We start from the raw sequence: 15271 nt of genomic DNA on the forward strand, positions 1-15271 counted from the left end.
CACAGGCCGGTGGGCCGGGAGTCGGACGTCCGACTCCCGGCCCACCGGCCTGTGGTGCGCGGTGCTACTTGCCGCCGCGCGAGCCCCGGCAGCCGGCCCCCGGGTACACCCCGTGCATGGACACGCTGGTCGCCGCGCCGACCTGGCCGGTCACGCAGGGACCGGTGCCCGGGACGAAGATGTCGAAGGCGACGACACCGTTGGACACCGCGTACACCGCGCCGTCCTGCGGGGTGTAGCCCAGCGAGTCCAGCACCGAGCGCACCTCGGCCTCGGTGTAGGGCTTCGAGCCGGCCCGGGCCTTGAGCGCGGCGGTGATCCGCGCGGTGTGGGCCTGGCCGCGGCACTGCGCCGCCGCCGTCATCTCCTTGGTGTCCTGGGATGCCTTGTTCGCGGCCGGGGTCCCGGTCGCCGAGGCGCAGGCCAGCTGGGCGACGTCCGGGAACTTCTTGTCGTGGTCCCGCTCGGCCTTCCGCAGCGCCTCCTCGGGCGTCAGCGGGGTGGTTTCGGTCGCCGTGGCGGCGCCGCCGGCCGCGGGGGCGGCGGACGGTGCCACCGTGGTACCGCAGCCCGTCAGCAGCAGGGCGCCGGTGAGCACCCCGATGGCCGTCCCCGTGATCGTTCGCTTCATCGCACTTTCCCCGTATCGGATCCAAAAGATGCCATCATGCCCGAAAAGACCCGAACACCTGTCCAGGTGTCACGTGCCGACATGCTCTGTCCATCATGTGAGACGAGCCGTCCTGCCCCGGAGGGTGCGTTTCCGGACACTCCCGGACTCTCCTGGCGGGAACTGCCCGCAATCGCACCGGTTTTGCTCCGCCCCTGACATATCGTCGGCATAATCGCGCGCATGACGATCAACCGTGCGAACGTGAGCGCGATTGCCGAGGACCTCTGGGTCTGGCTGCCCCCCAAGCGGGGCTGGGGCCTCGCCAACTGCGGGCTGCTGACCTCCCCGAGGACCGCGCTCTGGATCGACACGCCGTACGACCCCTCACTCGCCGCCGAGTTCCTCACCGAGAGCCGCAAGCGGCTGGCCGACGGCGTCGACGTCGACCGCGTGATCGTCACCCACGCCAACGGCGACCACCTCTGGGGCGCCGGCGTCCTGCCCGACGCCGAGATCATCGCCACCCGCGAGGCGCTCGACCACATCCACTACGAGCCCACGCCCAAGCAGCAGCACGCCCTCGTCGCCGGCAGCGACCCCGCCTCCCCGCTCGGCGGCTACCTCAAGCGCCACTTCGGCCAGTTCGACTGGTCCGCCACCGAACCCGTGCACCCCGGCACGGTGTTCACCGGCGAACTGGAGATCAAGGTCGGCGACCACCCCGTGCAGATCACCGGGCTGGCCGCCGCACACACCGGCGGCGACCTGATCGTCCACCTGCCGCACCAGCGCACCGTCTTCGCCGGCGACGTCATCTTCGGCACCACGCCCGAACAGCCCGGCGACCACCCCGTGCACTGGGCCGGGCCGCTCGCGAACATCATCGACGCCTGCGAGCGCATCCTCGCCACCGGCGCCGAGATCATCGTCCCCGGCCACGGCCCGGTCCTCGACCGGATCGGCGTCCACGCCCACATCGGCTACCTCGACTACGTCCGCGAGCGCGCCCACGCCCTGCACCGGGCCGGACTCCCCGCCCTGGACGCCGCCCGCCGCGTCATCGCCGAGCAGCGCCACCCCGAACTCGCCCTGCCCGAGCGGCTGGTGCTCACCATCGCCGCCGAGTACCGGCACCTCGACGGCTCCGAGGCACCCGACGTCCTCACCGCGATGTCCCAGGTCGCCCTGGTCGCCCGGGAATTGGAGGGCGACGCGGCCCGCTGACCCGCCGCCGCCCCGCCGACCGACCCCCGGCCCCCAGGCCCAGCCCGAACGAGGACCCCGATGACGCAGATCGCGCTCGCCGCCCTGGCGGTGGTCGCCGTCGCCGCACTCGCCGCCGCCGCGGTCACGGCCCGCGCCCGCCGGCACGCCACCGCCCGCGCACACCAGGCCGAGGCCGAACGGACCCGCGCCGAAGAGCAGACCCGCGAGGCGTACGAACGCGTCCGCGAGGCCGAGCAGCGCGCCGACCGGGCCGAGGAACGCGCCCGCGGCGCCGAGGACGAGACCCGCCGCGCCGAGGGCCTCACCCGCTTCGCCGACCAGCGCACCCGCGCCGCCGAGGAGCACACCCAGGCCCTGCTCGCCGAGATCACCCACCTCGCCCGCGAACGCGTCCCCGCCACCGCGCTGCGCCTCGGCCACCCCAACGCCCCGCTCGCCGGCCCGCTCGACGACGCCGCGATCGGCCCCGACGCCGTCCACGCCCTGCAGGCCGTCCTCGACGCCTGCGCCACCGCCGTCACCGACGAACGCGAACGCGTCGACGCCGCCGCCCGGGCCGCCATGCGCGGCGCCACCTCCCGCATCCAGACCCTGCTCTACCAGCTGCAGAGCCTCCTCCAGCAGCTCCAGCACGAGCACGACGACCCCCGGCTGCTGGAGGCCGACTTCCGCAACGAGGTCGCCCTGCGCCGGATCCAGACCATCGCGGTGCTCTGCGAAGCCTGGCCCGGCCTCGCCCGCAGCGACTCCCCGCTCGCCGAGGTCGTCGTCGGCGCACTCTCCCGGGTGCCCGGCTACGCCCGCATCAAGGTCGCCAACCACCTGCGCGAGAACCGCCTCGCCGTCACCGCCCGGGCCGCCGAACCGATCGCCGTCACCGTCGCCGAACTGCTCGCCAACGCCACCGCCTACTCCCACCCGGAGACCGAGGTGCCGGTGACGATCCAGCAGGGCGGGCGCAGCGCCCTCGTCATCGTCGACGACAGCGGCATCGGCATGGAGGAGGACCAGCTGCGCCGGGCCCGCCGCCTGCTCGCCGGCCCCACCGAGGTGCTGCTGACCGAACTCGGCAACCCGCCGAAGACCGGCTTCGCGGTCGTCGGCAAGCTCGCCCGCCAGTACGGCTTCGCCTGCCACATCGAGCCCTCCCCGTACGGCGGCATGCGGACGATCGTGCGGATCCCGGCGGCGCTGCTCACCGTCGTCGACGAGGAGCAGCCGCTGTCGGTGCTCACCCCGCTGCCGCTGCGTCCCCCGGGCACCGCGGAGGCCGCGGCGCTCCCGGCGGCGCGGGCCGACCGCCCCGGACCGCCCGCGGCGCCCGCGGCGTCCGTTCCGGCGCAGGCGCCGTCCCCGGTGGCCGACGGCAGCGGGCTGCCCAGCAGGCGCCGCCGGCAGCCGCTGCGGGCCGAGGCGGAGCACCCCGTGGCCGGCCCCGCCCCCGCTGCGGGCCCGCAGCCCGCCGGGGGCTTGTCCGAGCGCACGCCCGACCGGTTGCCCGAGCGCACGCCCGAGCAGGCGGCGGCGCGCTGGCAGGCCCTGCAGCAGGGCACCGGCTCCGGCCGGGCCGCCGTCGCGGAGGCCGACCAGCACGCCCGGACCGGCCCCGACGACCCGGCCGCGCCGGACCAGGCCACCCCGGTCCCGTCCACCCCGGCCCCGGCCGACCCGGCCCCGGCCGACCCGGCCCCGGCCGACCCGGCCCCGGCCGACCCGGACCCGACCGGGCAGCCCCGCGCCGGGGCGACCGCAGCAGATCCCGCATGACCCGAAGGAGCAGAGCAGTGAGCACGCGCAGCCGTACCGTCACCGACGAGATCTCGTGGGTGCTGACCCCGCTGCTGGAGCTGCCGGGGGTGCTGCACGCGGTCATCGCCACCGGCGACGGACTCGTGGAGGGCGCCTCCGCGGGCCTCGGCCGGGCCTCCGCCGAGCGGGTCGCCGCCATGACGGCCACCGTGCACGCCGCCGCCCGGGCGTTCACCGGCGCCTTCACCGACAGCGAGCAGCCGAGGCTGTCGCAGACCGTCGTCGAGTCCGACCTCGGCTTCGCCATCGTCGTCCCGGCGGGGGAGAACACCTCGCTCGCCGTCTTCACCACCCCCGAGGCCCAACTCGGGAACGTGGCCTACCAGATGCAGCTCCAGGTCGACGCCCTGGCCCGCGCGCTGGCCTCCCCCGCCCGGCAGCAGGACAGCGCCACCGCCCGGTCATGAGCGGCGTCCCGCGCCGGCGGATGGTGCCCGCCTACCTGGCCACCGGCGGACGCAGCCGGCCCAGCAAGGACACCTTCGACCGGCTCACCGTGCTGTACGCCGCAGGCCCCGACGCCCCGACCGGCCTGGGCGCCGAGCACCGGAGGCTCTGGGAGCTGCTGCGGCCGGGGGCCCTGACCGTGGTGGAGGCCGCCGCCCACCTCGGGCTGCCGGTCAGCGCCACCACCTTCCTCGCCGCGGACCTGGTCGACGCGGGCTCGTTACAGGCCCGCAGCCCCATCCCCGCCGCCCAGCAGACCGACCGCGCCATCGTCGAGAGGCTCCTCGTTGGACTCCGTGCTCTCCGCTGATCAGGGCAGCCGCGTCGGCTACCTGCCCGATCCGGACCAGACCCTGATGAAACTGGTGGTGGCCGGGCCGTTCGGGGTCGGCAAGACCACGCTGATCAAGACGCTCTCCGAGATCGCCACCCTGCACACCGAGGAGGCGATGACCGAGGCCGCCGCCCCCGTCGACGACAACGCGGGCCTGCCCGACAAGACCACCACCACGGTCGCCGTCGACTTCGGCCGGCTCACCCTGCCCGGCGACGTGGTGCTCTACCTGTTCGGCACCCCCGGGCAGCGGCGCTTCTTCCCGCTCTGGCAGGACATCGCACGCGGCGCCCTCGGCGCGCTCGTCCTGGTCGACACCCGGCGGCTCGGCGACTCCTTCGAGATCATGGACATGGTGGAGGAGCAGGGCCTGCCGTACGCGGTGGCCGTCAACTGCTTCCCCGACGCGCCCGTCCACACCGTCGCCGTCCTGCGGGCCCACCTCGACCTGCACCCCGACACCCCGCTGCTGCTCTGCGACGCCCGCGAGCGCGGCGCCGGCCTCGACGCGTTGATCACGCTCGCCGAGCACGTCCTGCGCGGCCTGCCGACCTCCCAGGAGCAGTCATGACCCCCGGCCCCGCCGACACCCCGGCCCCGGCCGCCACCGGGGCGCCCGCCGCTGCCCCCACCGCCGCCGAGGCCGCCCAGCCCGCTCCGGCCGCCGAGAGCCGCCCGACGCCGATCTACGGGCCGGTGTTCGCCGCCGACCCCGCGCGGACCTACGAACGGCTGCGCAAGCAGCACGGGGCGCTCGCCCCGGTCGAGCTCCTCCCGGGCGTCGAGGCGCTGCTGGTCGTCGACTACCAGGCCGCCCTGGACCTGCTGCGCGACACCGACACCTTCTCCAAGGACTCCCGCGCCTGGCAGCAGACCGTCCCGCCGACCTCCCCGGTGCTGGCCGTCCTCGGCTACCGGCCCACCGCGCTGTTCAGCGACGGCGAGGTGCACGCCCGCTACCGCCAGGTCATCACCGACGGGCTGGCCCTGCTCGAACCGCACGTGCTGCAGCGCCGGGTCGCCGAGGTCGCGCACGGGCTGATCGACCGCTTCGAGGGCGCCGGCAGCGCCGACCTGGTCGCCGAGTACGCCCGGCAGCTGCCGGCCTTCGTCCTCACCACCTGGTTCGGCGTGCCGGAGGAGCACAGTGCCCGGCTGGTCGCCGGCATCGCCGGGATGATGGAGTCCACCGAGAAGGCCGCCGCCGCGTACGGGGACCTCGTCCAGGTGGTCACCGCGATGGTCGCCGACCGGCGCGAGCGCCCCCGGCACGACCTCACCTCGTGGTTCCTCACCCACCCGGCCGGGCTGGACAACGACGAGGTGGTCCGGCAGATCACCCTCACCATGATCGCCGGGCACGAGCCCACCACCAACCTGATCGCCAACGCCCTGCTGCGCCTGCTCACCGACGCCCGGTACGCGGGCTCGCTGTTCGGCGGCGCCATGACGGCCTACCAGGCGATCGACGAGGTGCTCTGGCACGAGCCGCCGATGGCCAACCTCTCCGCCCACTACCCGCGCTACGACCTCGCCTTCCACGGCCGGGAGCTGAAGGCCGGCCAACTGGTGCTGGTCTCCTACGCCGCCGCCAACTCGCAGGCCGCACCCGACCCGGAGGCCGCCCAGTTGCACAGCGGCGAGAGCGCCCACCTGGCCTGGGCCGCCGGACCGCACGCCTGCCCGGCCCGGGACCCCGCGCTGCTGATCGCGATCACCGCCATCGAGCAGCTCACCAGCCGGCTCACCGACCTGGCGCTCGCCACCCCGGCCGCCGAGCTGCTCTGGCGCCCCGGCCCGTTCCACCGCGCGCTGGTCCGCCTCCCGGTGCACTTCGCCCCGGTGGCCCCGGCCGCCCCCGCGGAGCGCTGACACCCGCCCGACGACCGCGGGCCCGGGAGCGACTGCTCCCGGGCCCGCGGTGCGCCGCCGCCGCGCGGCTCAGCCGCCGTCGGCCGGCCGCAGCGTCAGCGAGACGCTGTTGATGCAGTACCGCTGGTCGGTCGGCGTGCCGTAGCCCTCGCCCTCGAAGACGTGCCCGAGGTGGCCCCCGCAGCGCGCGCAGCGCACCTCCACCCGGCGCATGCCGAGCGAGGTGTCCTCGATGTACTCGACCCGGTCCCCCGCCAGCGGCGCGTAGTACGACGGCCATCCGCAGTGGCTGTCGAACTTGGTCTCCGAGCTGAAGAGCTCCGATCCGCACGCCCGGCAGGAGTACACGCCGACCGTCCTGGTGTCGGTGTACGCGCCGGTGAACGGGCGCTCGGTGCCGGCCTCGCGCAGGACGTGGTACTCCTCGGGGCTCAGCTCGGCGCGCCACTCGGCGTCGGTCTTCTCGATCTCGTAGCTCATGGTCGCTCCAGGGGCGCGGACGGCTCAGACGTTGGTGGCAACGCTCGCGAGGTGCTTCAGGATTTCCGGGCCCAGGTTGGTGACGTCGCCCGCGCCCATGGTGAGCAGCAGATCGCCCGGGCGGGCCAGGCCGGCCAGCACGGCGGGGGCGGCGGCGAAGTCGTGCTCGGCCAGCACCTCGGCCCCGGCCCGCTCGGCCGCGTCGACGATCAGGCCGCTGGTGACGCCGGGGATCGGGTCCTCGCGGGCCGGGTAGATGTCGAGCACCACGGAGGCGTCGGCCAGCGCCAGCGCGGCGCCCATCTCCTCGGCGAGCTGCTGGGTGCGGCTGAACAGGTGCGGCTGGAAGACCACCAGCACCCGGCCCGCGGTCGCCTCCCGGATCGCCTCCAGGTCGGCGGCCATCTCGGTCGGGTGGTGGGCGTACGAGTCGATCACCTGCACCCCGCCGGCCTCGCCCTTGAGCTGCAGCCGGCGGCGGACGCCGGTGTACGCGCCGAGCGCCTTGGCGAGGTCCGCGGCGGGCACGCCCAGCGCCACGCCGGCGGCCAGCGCGGCCACCGCGTTGTGGGCGTAGTGCCGGCCGGGCACCGAGACGGTGAAGGCCAGCTCGGCGCCGTCCAGCAGGACGGTGACCTCGCTGGTCATGCCGCGCGGGACGACCGACAGCACCCGTACGTGGGCGTCCTCGGCGGCGCCGACGGTGACCACGTTCAGGCCGTCCCGGCCGGCCACCCGGGCGGTGAACTCGCGGGCGCCGCCGTGGTCCGCGGAGACCACCAGGGTGCCGCCCGGCACGATCCGCCCGGCGAAGGTCTCGAAGGACTCGTGGATCTCGTCGATCGAGGCGTAGTTGGCGTGGTGGTCGAGCTCCACGTTCAGCACGATCGCCACCTCGGGCGCGTACTTGTGGAAGCTGCGGTCGCTCTCGTCGGCCTCGGCGACGAAGATCTCGCCGGCGCCGTGGCGGGCGTTGGAGCCGGGCGCGTCGAGGTCGCCGCCGATCGCGTACGAGGGGTCCAGGCCCAGCTCGCCGAGGGCGACGGCCAGCATGCTGGTGGTGGTGGTCTTGCCGTGGGTGCCGGCCACGGCGAGCGCCCGGCGCCCGCCCATCAGCGCGGCCAGTGCGTCGGAGCGGTGCACCACCGGGATGCCGCGCTCGCGGGCCGTGGCCAGCTCCGGGTTGTCGGCGCGGATGGCGCTGGAGACGACGATGCTGCTGGTGCCGTCCGGCACGTGCTCGGCGGCGTGGCCGATGTGCACCAGCGCGCCGAGCTCGCGCAGCGCGAGGACGGTCTCCGACTCCTTGGAGTCGCTTCCGGAGACCCGGGCGCCGCGCACCGCGAGGATCTTCGCCAGGCCGGACATGCCGGCGCCGCCGATGCCGATGAAGTGCGGGGCGTGCAGGTCGTGCGCGGCGTCGTTCAAAGCGGGGCTCCGTACAGGCGGGGGAAGGCGGGGGTGGAACGTGCGAATCGTCCTCGCGGACGGACCGCAAGGACGATTCTGCACCACGGGCGGGGCCGGGCCCTCATGCCCGAGGACGGGTGGGCGGGGCGGTCAGGAGTCGCTGGCGAACAGCCGCAGCACCGGGACGCCGACCTTGTGCCGGGCCTGGGAGGCCCAGTCGCGGTGGAAGAACTCCTCCACGAAGTGCGGGGAGGTGAGCACCACCACCTCGTCCGCGCTGTGCTCCTCGACGACCGACCGCAGCCGGTCCAGCGGCTTCTGCTCGACCAGCTCGCCGACCGCCTCGGCCCCGGCCTCGCGCAGGTGGCGCAGGCTGTGGTCGAGCGACTCGGCCGCCACGGTGGGCCCCTTCTCGGACTCGTCGTGCTCGTGCACCACCTTGTCCAGGTGGCCGAGGGCGACGTCGTCCAGCGCCCGGAGCAGCTCGTCCTGCCGGCCGCGCGGCTGCATCAGGACGACGAAGGAGACCTTCTCCTCGCTGTGGAGGGTGGTGACCAGCTCCACATCGGCGTCGGACAGCGCCTTCTCGATCATCAGTACCGTCTTGAACACGTGCGTCCCTTCCAATGGCCGGCCCCCGGGCCCGGCTTCGGATCCCATACTGCCCGGCGGAAGCTTTCCGCACGCCGCCCGCACGGCACTCCGGCCACGCCGACGACGGTGCGGCCGGGACGGGATCACGGTCCGGACGGGACTGGCGGTCGCAGGTAGCGGGTGAAGAGGAATCCTTTCTGCTCGATCAATGAGACCAGCCGCATCCGCTGTACGTCCGGCATTTCCGCATCGTGGATGATCCTCGGCGCGTCGCCGCCCGTGAGCAGCGGCGCCACCGACAGGCACAGCTCGTCCAGCAGCCCCGCGGCCGCCAACTGGCCCAGCAGCCGGGGGCCGCCCTCGGTCAGCATCCTGGTCCAGCCGCGCTCCGCCAGCGCCCCCACCGCCGCCCGCAGGTCCACCGACCCGGTGCCGGCCACGATCACGTCCGCCACCTCGGCCACCGCGGCCCGGCTCTCCTCCGGCGTGTCGTCGGTGGTGACCACCACCGTCCTGACCAGCGGCTCGGTGAACAGCGGCGCCGCCAGGTCCAGCCCCAGCGAACGCGTCACCACCGCGATCACCGGCACCGGGGCCTGCCCCGCCGCCGCCCGGGCCGCCGCGAACTCCGCGCGTGGCCGGGCCGGCCGGTACCCCTCGGCGCGGACCGTCTCCGCGCCCACCAGCACCACGTCCGCCAGGGCCCGCAGCACCCCGAAGATCCGCTTGTCGGCGTCCCCCGACAGACCCTCCGACAGGCCGTCCAGCCGCGCCCCGCCGTCCAGCCCGGCCACCATGTTCGCCCGCAGCCAGGGGAGCCCCCGATTCACCTGGTCGGGGTACGCGTACACGGCCGCCAGCGACTCCAACGAGGCCGGATCGCCGGGAAGCCCGTCCAGCGGGCCGATCAACTGCTGCATGCCCCCAGTGTTCCACCGGCGCCCCGACCGGGCGCATCCCACCGGCCCCGGCACCCGGTCCGGCACCCGTTCCGGCGGCCCGCCCGGCGCCCGTTCCGCCCCCTCCCGGCGGCCGTGCCGGGGCCCGCTCCGGACCGGGCCCCGGCAGGCGTACCCTCTACTACCGTGTCCGCAGCCCCACGCCCCGACTCCATAGCGACCACCGCCCCCGTCGCGCTCTCCGAGCGCACCCCGGTCGTCGCCCCCGAGCGCCTGGTCGCCGAGATGGTCCCGCCGCCGCGCTTCTCCGACGTCAGCTTCGGGACGTACATCCCGGACGCGAGCCGGCCCAGCCAGTCCGACGCCGTGTACGTCCTGGAGCAGTTCTCCGGCACGCTCGGCCGCGGAAACGGTTCCGCGCCCAAGCGCAGCTGGTTCCGCCGCGCCGCCCCCGCCCCCACCGGCCCGGCCGGCGTCTACCTCGACGGCGGCTACGGCGTCGGCAAGACCCACCTGCTCGCCTCGCTCTGGCACGCCGCCCCCGGCCCCAAGGCCTTCGGCACCTTCGTCGAGCTGACCAACCTGGTCGGCGCGCTCGGCTTCCAGCAGGCCGTCCGGACCCTCTCCGGGCACACCCTGCTCTGCATCGACGAGTTCGAACTCGACGACCCCGGCGACACCGTCCTGGTCTCCACCCTGCTCGGCCGCCTCGTCGACAACGGCGTCAAGCTCTGCGCCACCTCCAACACCCTGCCCGAGAAGCTCGGCGAGGGCCGCTTCGCCGCCGCCGACTTCCTCCGCGAGATCCAGGGCCTCTCCGCGCACTTCCAGCCGCTGCGCATCGACGGCCAGGACTACCGCCACCGCGGCCTGCCGGACGCCCCGCCGCCGTACACCGACGAGCAGGTCGACGCCGCCGCGGCCCGCACCCCCGGCGCCTCGCTGGACGACTTCGGCGCCCTCCTCGGCCACCTCTCCGCCGTCCACCCCAGCCGCTACGGCGCCATGCTCGACGACGTCACCGCGGTCTGCCTGCGCGGCGTCCAGCAGGTCGAGGACCAGTCCACCGCGCTGCGCCTGGTCGTCCTCGCCGACCGGATGTACGACCGCGAGCTGCCGGTCACCGCCTCCGGCATCCCCTTCGACCGGGTCTTCCCCGAGGAGATGCTGCGCGGCGGCTACCGCAAGAAGTACCTGCGCGCGATCTCCCGCCTGGTCGCCCTCGCCCGGGACAGCGCCAAGTAGGCCCCAGGGCGGCGGCGGGGTACCCGAACGGGCCACGCGCTGTCGGTGCCGGGTCGTACGGTGGAGGCGTGCGACCCATCACGAGTATTGAGCGGTCAGTGGCGCCCTTCGAGGTCGTCAGCCCCTACCAGCCGAACGGCGACCAGCCCGCGGCCATCGCCGAGCTGGAGCGCCGCGTCCGGGGCGGTGAGAAGGACGTCGTCCTGCTCGGCGCCACCGGCACCGGCAAGTCGGCCACCACGGCCTGGATGATCGAGAAGCTGCAGCGCCCCACCCTGGTGATGGCGCCGAACAAGACGCTGGCCGCCCAGCTGGCCAACGAGTTCCGCGAGCTGCTGCCGAACAACGCGGTCGAGTACTTCGTCTCGTACTACGACTACTACCAGCCCGAGGCGTACGTCCCGCAGACGGACACCTACATCGAGAAGGACTCCTCGATCAACGAGGAGGTCGAACGGCTGCGCCACTCCGCGACCAACTCGCTGCTCACCCGCCGCGACGTGATCGTGGTCGCCTCCGTCTCCTGCATCTACGGCCTCGGCACCCCGCAGGAGTACGTCGACCGCATGGTGCGGCTCAAGGTCGGCGAGGAGGTCGACCGCGACGCCCTGCTGCGCCGCTTCGTCGACATCCAGTACACCCGCAACGACCTCGCCTTCACCCGCGGCACCTTCCGGGTCCGCGGCGACACGATCGAGATCTTCCCGGTCTACGAGGAGCTCGCCGTCCGGATCGAGATGTTCGGCGACGAGATCGAGGCGCTGTACACCCTGCACCCGCTCACCGGCGAGATCATCAGCCAGGACGACTCGGTCCACGTCTTCCCCGCCTCCCACTACGTGGCCGGCCCCGAGCGCATGGAGCGCGCGGTCAACGGCATCGAGAAGGAGCTGGAGGAGACCCTCGCCCGGATGGAGAAGCAGGGCAAGCTGCTGGAGGCCCAGCGGCTGCGCATGCGCACCACCTACGACATCGAGATGCTCCGCCAGATCGGCACCTGCTCCGGCGTCGAGAACTACTCGATGCACTTCGACGGCCGCGAGCCCGGCTCCCCGCCGAACACCCTGCTCGACTACTTCCCGGAGGACTTCCTCCTGGTCATCGACGAGTCGCACGTCACCGTCCCGCAGATCGGCGCCATGTACGAGGGCGACGCCTCGCGCAAGCGCACCCTGGTCGAGCACGGCTTCCGGCTGCCCTCCGCGATGGACAACCGCCCGCTCAAGTGGGAGGAGTTCCTGGGGCGGATCGGCCAGACCGTCTACCTCTCGGCGACCCCGGGCAAGTACGAGCTCTCCCGCGGCGACGGCCAGGTCGAGCAGATCATCCGCCCGACCGGCCTGATCGACCCCGAGGTGATCGTCAAGCCCACCGAGGGCCAGATCGACGACCTCGTCCACGAGGTCCGCAAGCGGGTCGAGAAGAACGAGCGCGTCCTCGTCACCACGCTGACCAAGAAGATGGCCGAGGACCTCACCGACTACATGATCGGCCTCGACATCCGGGTGCGGTACCTGCACAGCGACATCGACACCCTGCGCCGGGTCGAGCTGCTGCGCGAGCTGCGGGCCGGCGAGTACGACGTGCTGGTCGGCATCAACCTGCTCCGCGAGGGCCTCGACCTCCCCGAGGTCTCCCTGGTGGCCATCCTGGACGCCGACAAGGAGGGCTTCCTGCGCTCCGGCACCTCGCTGATCCAGACCATCGGCCGCGCCGCCCGCAACGTCTCCGGCCAGGTGCACATGTACGCCGACCGGATGACCCCGGCGATGGAGCTGGCCATCGAGGAGACCAACCGGCGCCGGGCCGTCCAGCAGGCGTACAACAAGGAGCACGGGATCGACCCGCAGCCCCTGCGCAAGAAGATCGGCGACATCCTGGACACCCTCGCCCGCGAGGACGTCGACACCGACCAGCTGCTCTCCACCGGGTACCGCGGCACCGGCAAGGGCAAGGCCCCGGTGCCGGCCCTCGGCGCCGACCGCAAGCCCGCCACGAGCATGCCGGCCACCGAGCTGGCCGAACTGGTCCAGTCGATGACCGAGCGGATGCACGCCGCCGCGGCCGACCTCCAGTTCGAGATCGCGGCGCGGCTGCGCGACGAGGTCAAGGAGCTGAAGCGGGAGCTGCGGCAGATGCGCGAGGCGGGTCTCGCGTAGGCCGGACAGGGGCCCGGGGCAGGGCGGGCCGTCCGGCACCCGGTGCGGGGGTCCGCCCGGGCGCCCGCCGGGCTACGGCCGGTCCCGGTACCGGTCAAGCCCGGCGGTGTCTCAGCCTTGCCACAAAGGGGTACGCGCCGAGGGATGCGCCGCACCGCAGGCTCTAGGCTGGCCTGCGGATGCGGCCCCGCCGGGGGCCGAGGGCATCAGGGGGGCCTCAGCCGGGGGACGGCAACGGGGTGTACCACCGTGTGTTCCGCCGTGGAGCCGTCGCGGGGCCGAATCGCGCGGCCGTACTGAGAGGACGACACCTGTGTCGGTGAACCTGGCCAAGGGCCAGCGGGTCAGCCTGCAGAAGGGTTCGGGCGAGTCGCTGACCGTCGTGCGGATGGGGCTCGGCTGGAAGGCGGCGCCCAAGCGCGGCCTGTTCGGCAGCCGGACCCGGCAGATCGACCTGGACGCCTCCGCGCTGCTGTACGCCGAGAAGACCCCGTCCGACGTGGTCTTCTTCCAGCACCTGGAGAGCAACGACGGCTCCGTCCGGCACACCGGGGACAACCTGGTCGGCGGCGCCGGGGCGGGCGAGGACGACGAGTCGATCGTCGTCGACCTGGTGCACGTCCCGCTGCACATCACCCAGATCGTGTTCACCGTCAGCTCCTACACCGGCCAGACCTTCGCCGAGGTGCAGAACGCCCACTGCCGGCTGATCGACGAGACCACCGGCGTCGAGCTCGCCCGCTACGAGCTGGCCGGGGGAGGGCCGCACACCGGCCAGATCATGGCCAAGGTCTTCCGCGAGGAGGGCGGCGGCTGGGGCATGCAGGCCATCGGCGCCCCGGCGCGGGCCCGGACCTTCCAGGACATGCTGCCGGCCATCGACCCGTTCCTCTGAGCCCGCGGGCGGGCCCTCCGTCGGCGCGGCGGCGGGGTCCAGCGGCCTCCCCGGGCGGGCCTTCTTTACCTTCTTTACCTTCTTTTGGGAGTTCTGTTATCCTCGACGGGAGCGGAGGGGAGTATTCCCCCGCAGTTGTCCCGTCATCACGGGCGTCCAGTGAGCGGCGTCCCGGGGCACTGGTCCGCGGGCCCGGTCAACGGGCCCGACGGGCGGAAGAGACCTCCGGCAGTGACGATGACTGTCTCGCCTACCTGCCGGAGGAGCAGTAGTGGACGTTTCCGTAAACATGTGGGTCGGCACGATCGGTGTGCTGTTGGCGCTGATCGTGGCCGACTTCTTCATCGGCGGCCGCAAGCCGCACGAGGTGTCGATCAAGGAAGCCGGTATCTGGACCACGGTCTGGGTCGTACTGGCGATCATCTTCGGCGGGTTCCTCTGGTGGCACTCCGGCGCGACGCCCGCCGGTGAGTTCTTCGCCGGGTACATCACCGAGAAGTCGCTCAGCGTCGACAACCTGTTCGTGTTCATCCTGATCATGAGCAAGTTCGCGGTGCCGAAGATCTACCAGCAGCGCGTGCTGATGTTCGGTGTGATCATCGCCCTGGTGCTGCGCGCGGTCTTCATCGCCGGCGGTGCGGCCCTGGTGTCCGAGTTCTCCTGGGTGTTCTTCATCTTCGGCGCCTTCCTGATCTGGACCGCCTGGAAGCTCGTCAAGGAGGCGATGGGTGACGAGGAGGACGAGGAGTTCGAGGAGAACCGCCTGCTCAAGTCGATCGAGCAGCGCTTCCCGTCGACCGACAAGTACCACGGCACCAAGCTCTTCATCCGGGAGAACGGCCGCCGGCTGATGACCCCGATGCTGATCGTCATGCTGGCGATCGGCACCACGGACGTCCTGTTCGCGCTGGACTCGATCCCCGCGATCTTCGGCCTGACCCAGGACCCGTACATCGTCTTCACCGCCAACGCCTTCGCCCTGATGGGCCTGCGCCAGCTGTACTTCCTGATCGGCGGCCTGCTGAAGAAGCTGGTCCACCTCTCGTACGGCCTGTCGGTGATCCTCGGCTTCATCGGCGTGAAGCTGTTCCTGCACGCGCTGCACGAGCAGGGGGTGCACGTCCCCGAGATCGGCATCCCGTTCTCGCTGGGCTTCATCGTCGTCGTGCTCGCCGTCACCACCGTGACCAGCCTGATGGCCGCCAAGAAGCAGCAGGCCGACGAGCAGCCCGAGCCGGACAGCATCGACGCCTGACCCGCACCCGTCCACCCCGGACACCCGTCCAC

Annotated in this window: 15 protein-coding genes; 10 read left to right on the forward strand and 5 right to left on the reverse strand. The window is 73.1% G+C overall.

Translation table 11 applies throughout. From position 1 onward, the window contains the following. Positions 1 to 64: 64 nt before the first annotated feature. Positions 65 to 631 (reverse strand): hypothetical protein, encoded by a 567-nt coding sequence (locus ACWGB8_RS20445; RefSeq protein WP_452214938.1) that lies wholly within the window; start codon positions 629 to 631, stop codon positions 65 to 67. A 222-nt stretch (positions 632 to 853) separates the two neighbouring features. Between ACWGB8_RS20445 and ACWGB8_RS20450 the strand changes: the two genes are divergently transcribed. The 6 genes from ACWGB8_RS20450 to ACWGB8_RS20475 are packed head-to-tail and all read left to right on the forward strand — an operon-like array spanning position 854 to position 6302. Beyond that, complete coding sequence (locus ACWGB8_RS20450; protein WP_452214939.1) at positions 854 to 1837, forward strand: MBL fold metallo-hydrolase; 984 nt, start codon at positions 854 to 856, stop codon at positions 1835 to 1837. Between the two features lie 60 nt (positions 1838 to 1897). Continuing rightward, the gene (locus ACWGB8_RS20455; RefSeq protein WP_452214940.1) at positions 1898 to 3607 is read left to right on the forward strand and encodes an ATP-binding protein; all 1710 of its coding nucleotides are present in this window, start codon (positions 1898 to 1900) and stop codon (positions 3605 to 3607) included. Between the two features lie 17 nt (positions 3608 to 3624). Then, complete coding sequence (locus tag ACWGB8_RS20460; RefSeq protein WP_452214941.1) at positions 3625 to 4056, forward strand: roadblock/LC7 domain-containing protein; 432 nt, start codon at positions 3625 to 3627, stop codon at positions 4054 to 4056. After that, positions 4053 to 4406, forward strand: coding sequence for a DUF742 domain-containing protein (locus ACWGB8_RS20465; protein ID WP_452214942.1), 354 nt, complete (start codon positions 4053 to 4055; stop codon positions 4404 to 4406). The genes ACWGB8_RS20460 and ACWGB8_RS20465 overlap by 4 nt, the downstream gene beginning before the upstream one ends. Continuing rightward, positions 4384 to 5001 carry a GTP-binding protein gene (locus ACWGB8_RS20470; protein WP_452214943.1) on the forward strand — a complete coding sequence of 206 codons (618 nt, stop codon included), beginning with the start codon at positions 4384 to 4386 and terminating at the stop codon, positions 4999 to 5001. The genes ACWGB8_RS20465 and ACWGB8_RS20470 overlap by 23 nt, the downstream gene beginning before the upstream one ends. Further along, the gene (locus ACWGB8_RS20475) at positions 4998 to 6302 is read left to right on the forward strand and encodes a cytochrome P450 (protein ID WP_452214944.1); all 1305 of its coding nucleotides are present in this window, start codon (positions 4998 to 5000) and stop codon (positions 6300 to 6302) included. The genes ACWGB8_RS20470 and ACWGB8_RS20475 overlap by 4 nt, the downstream gene beginning before the upstream one ends. Before the next feature lie 69 nt (positions 6303 to 6371). Here the strand turns inward: ACWGB8_RS20475 and msrB are convergent, their stop codons facing one another. From msrB to ACWGB8_RS20495, 4 genes are all read right to left on the reverse strand, one after another. Further along, positions 6372 to 6782: a peptide-methionine (R)-S-oxide reductase MsrB gene (msrB, locus tag ACWGB8_RS20480; protein ID WP_452214945.1), complete on the reverse strand. Its 411-nt coding sequence runs from the start codon at positions 6780 to 6782 to the stop codon at positions 6372 to 6374. A 24-nt stretch (positions 6783 to 6806) separates the two neighbouring features. Continuing rightward, positions 6807 to 8189 carry a UDP-N-acetylmuramate--L-alanine ligase gene (murC, locus tag ACWGB8_RS20485; RefSeq protein ID WP_452214968.1) on the reverse strand — a complete coding sequence of 461 codons (1383 nt, stop codon included), beginning with the start codon at positions 8187 to 8189 and terminating at the stop codon, positions 6807 to 6809. A gap of 153 nt (positions 8190 to 8342) precedes the next feature. Further along, a complete protein-coding gene (locus ACWGB8_RS20490) occupies positions 8343 to 8804 on the reverse strand; it encodes an indole-3-glycerol phosphate synthase (RefSeq protein WP_452214946.1) in 462 nt (153 codons plus the stop codon). 125 nt (positions 8805 to 8929) lie between these two features. Continuing rightward, positions 8930 to 9706: a pyrimidine reductase family protein gene (locus ACWGB8_RS20495; protein WP_452214947.1), complete on the reverse strand. Its 777-nt coding sequence runs from the start codon at positions 9704 to 9706 to the stop codon at positions 8930 to 8932. 165 nt (positions 9707 to 9871) lie between these two features. Here ACWGB8_RS20495 and zapE point away from each other — a divergent pair, with 165 nt between their 5' ends. From zapE to ACWGB8_RS20515, 4 genes are all read left to right on the forward strand, one after another. After that, positions 9872 to 10930 (forward strand): cell division protein ZapE, encoded by a 1059-nt coding sequence (zapE, locus tag ACWGB8_RS20500; RefSeq protein ID WP_452214948.1) that lies wholly within the window; start codon positions 9872 to 9874, stop codon positions 10928 to 10930. A gap of 68 nt (positions 10931 to 10998) precedes the next feature. After that, positions 10999 to 13089 (forward strand): excinuclease ABC subunit UvrB, encoded by a 2091-nt coding sequence (gene uvrB / locus ACWGB8_RS20505; RefSeq protein ID WP_452214949.1) that lies wholly within the window; start codon positions 10999 to 11001, stop codon positions 13087 to 13089. 313 nt (positions 13090 to 13402) lie between these two features. Further along, positions 13403 to 13984, forward strand: a complete 582-nt coding sequence (locus ACWGB8_RS20510; RefSeq protein ID WP_452214950.1) for a TerD family protein — start codon at positions 13403 to 13405, stop codon at positions 13982 to 13984. A gap of 271 nt (positions 13985 to 14255) precedes the next feature. After that, positions 14256 to 15239 (forward strand): TerC family protein, encoded by a 984-nt coding sequence (locus tag ACWGB8_RS20515; protein WP_452214951.1) that lies wholly within the window; start codon positions 14256 to 14258, stop codon positions 15237 to 15239. The last annotated feature ends 32 nt before the right edge of the window (positions 15240 to 15271 follow it).

This window comes from Kitasatospora sp. NPDC054939, from assembly GCF_053610105.1.

Bases quoted from the DNA above. Each gene is read 5' to 3' on its own strand.
- ACWGB8_RS20450 (WP_452214939.1), top strand. From the start codon at position 854: ATGACGATCAACCGTGCGAACGTGAGCGCGATTGCCGAGGACCTCTGG.
- ACWGB8_RS20495 (WP_452214947.1), bottom strand. From the start codon at position 9,706: ATGCAGCAGTTGATCGGCCCGCTGGACGGGCTTCCCGGCGATCCGGCC.
- ACWGB8_RS20465 (WP_452214942.1), top strand. From the start codon at position 4,053: ATGAGCGGCGTCCCGCGCCGGCGGATGGTGCCCGCCTACCTGGCCACC.
- ACWGB8_RS20475 (WP_452214944.1), top strand. From the start codon at position 4,998: ATGACCCCCGGCCCCGCCGACACCCCGGCCCCGGCCGCCACCGGGGCG.
- ACWGB8_RS20445 (WP_452214938.1), bottom strand. From the start codon at position 631: ATGAAGCGAACGATCACGGGGACGGCCATCGGGGTGCTCACCGGCGCC.
- msrB (WP_452214945.1), bottom strand. From the start codon at position 6,782: ATGAGCTACGAGATCGAGAAGACCGACGCCGAGTGGCGCGCCGAGCTG.
- ACWGB8_RS20455 (WP_452214940.1), top strand. From the start codon at position 1,898: ATGACGCAGATCGCGCTCGCCGCCCTGGCGGTGGTCGCCGTCGCCGCA.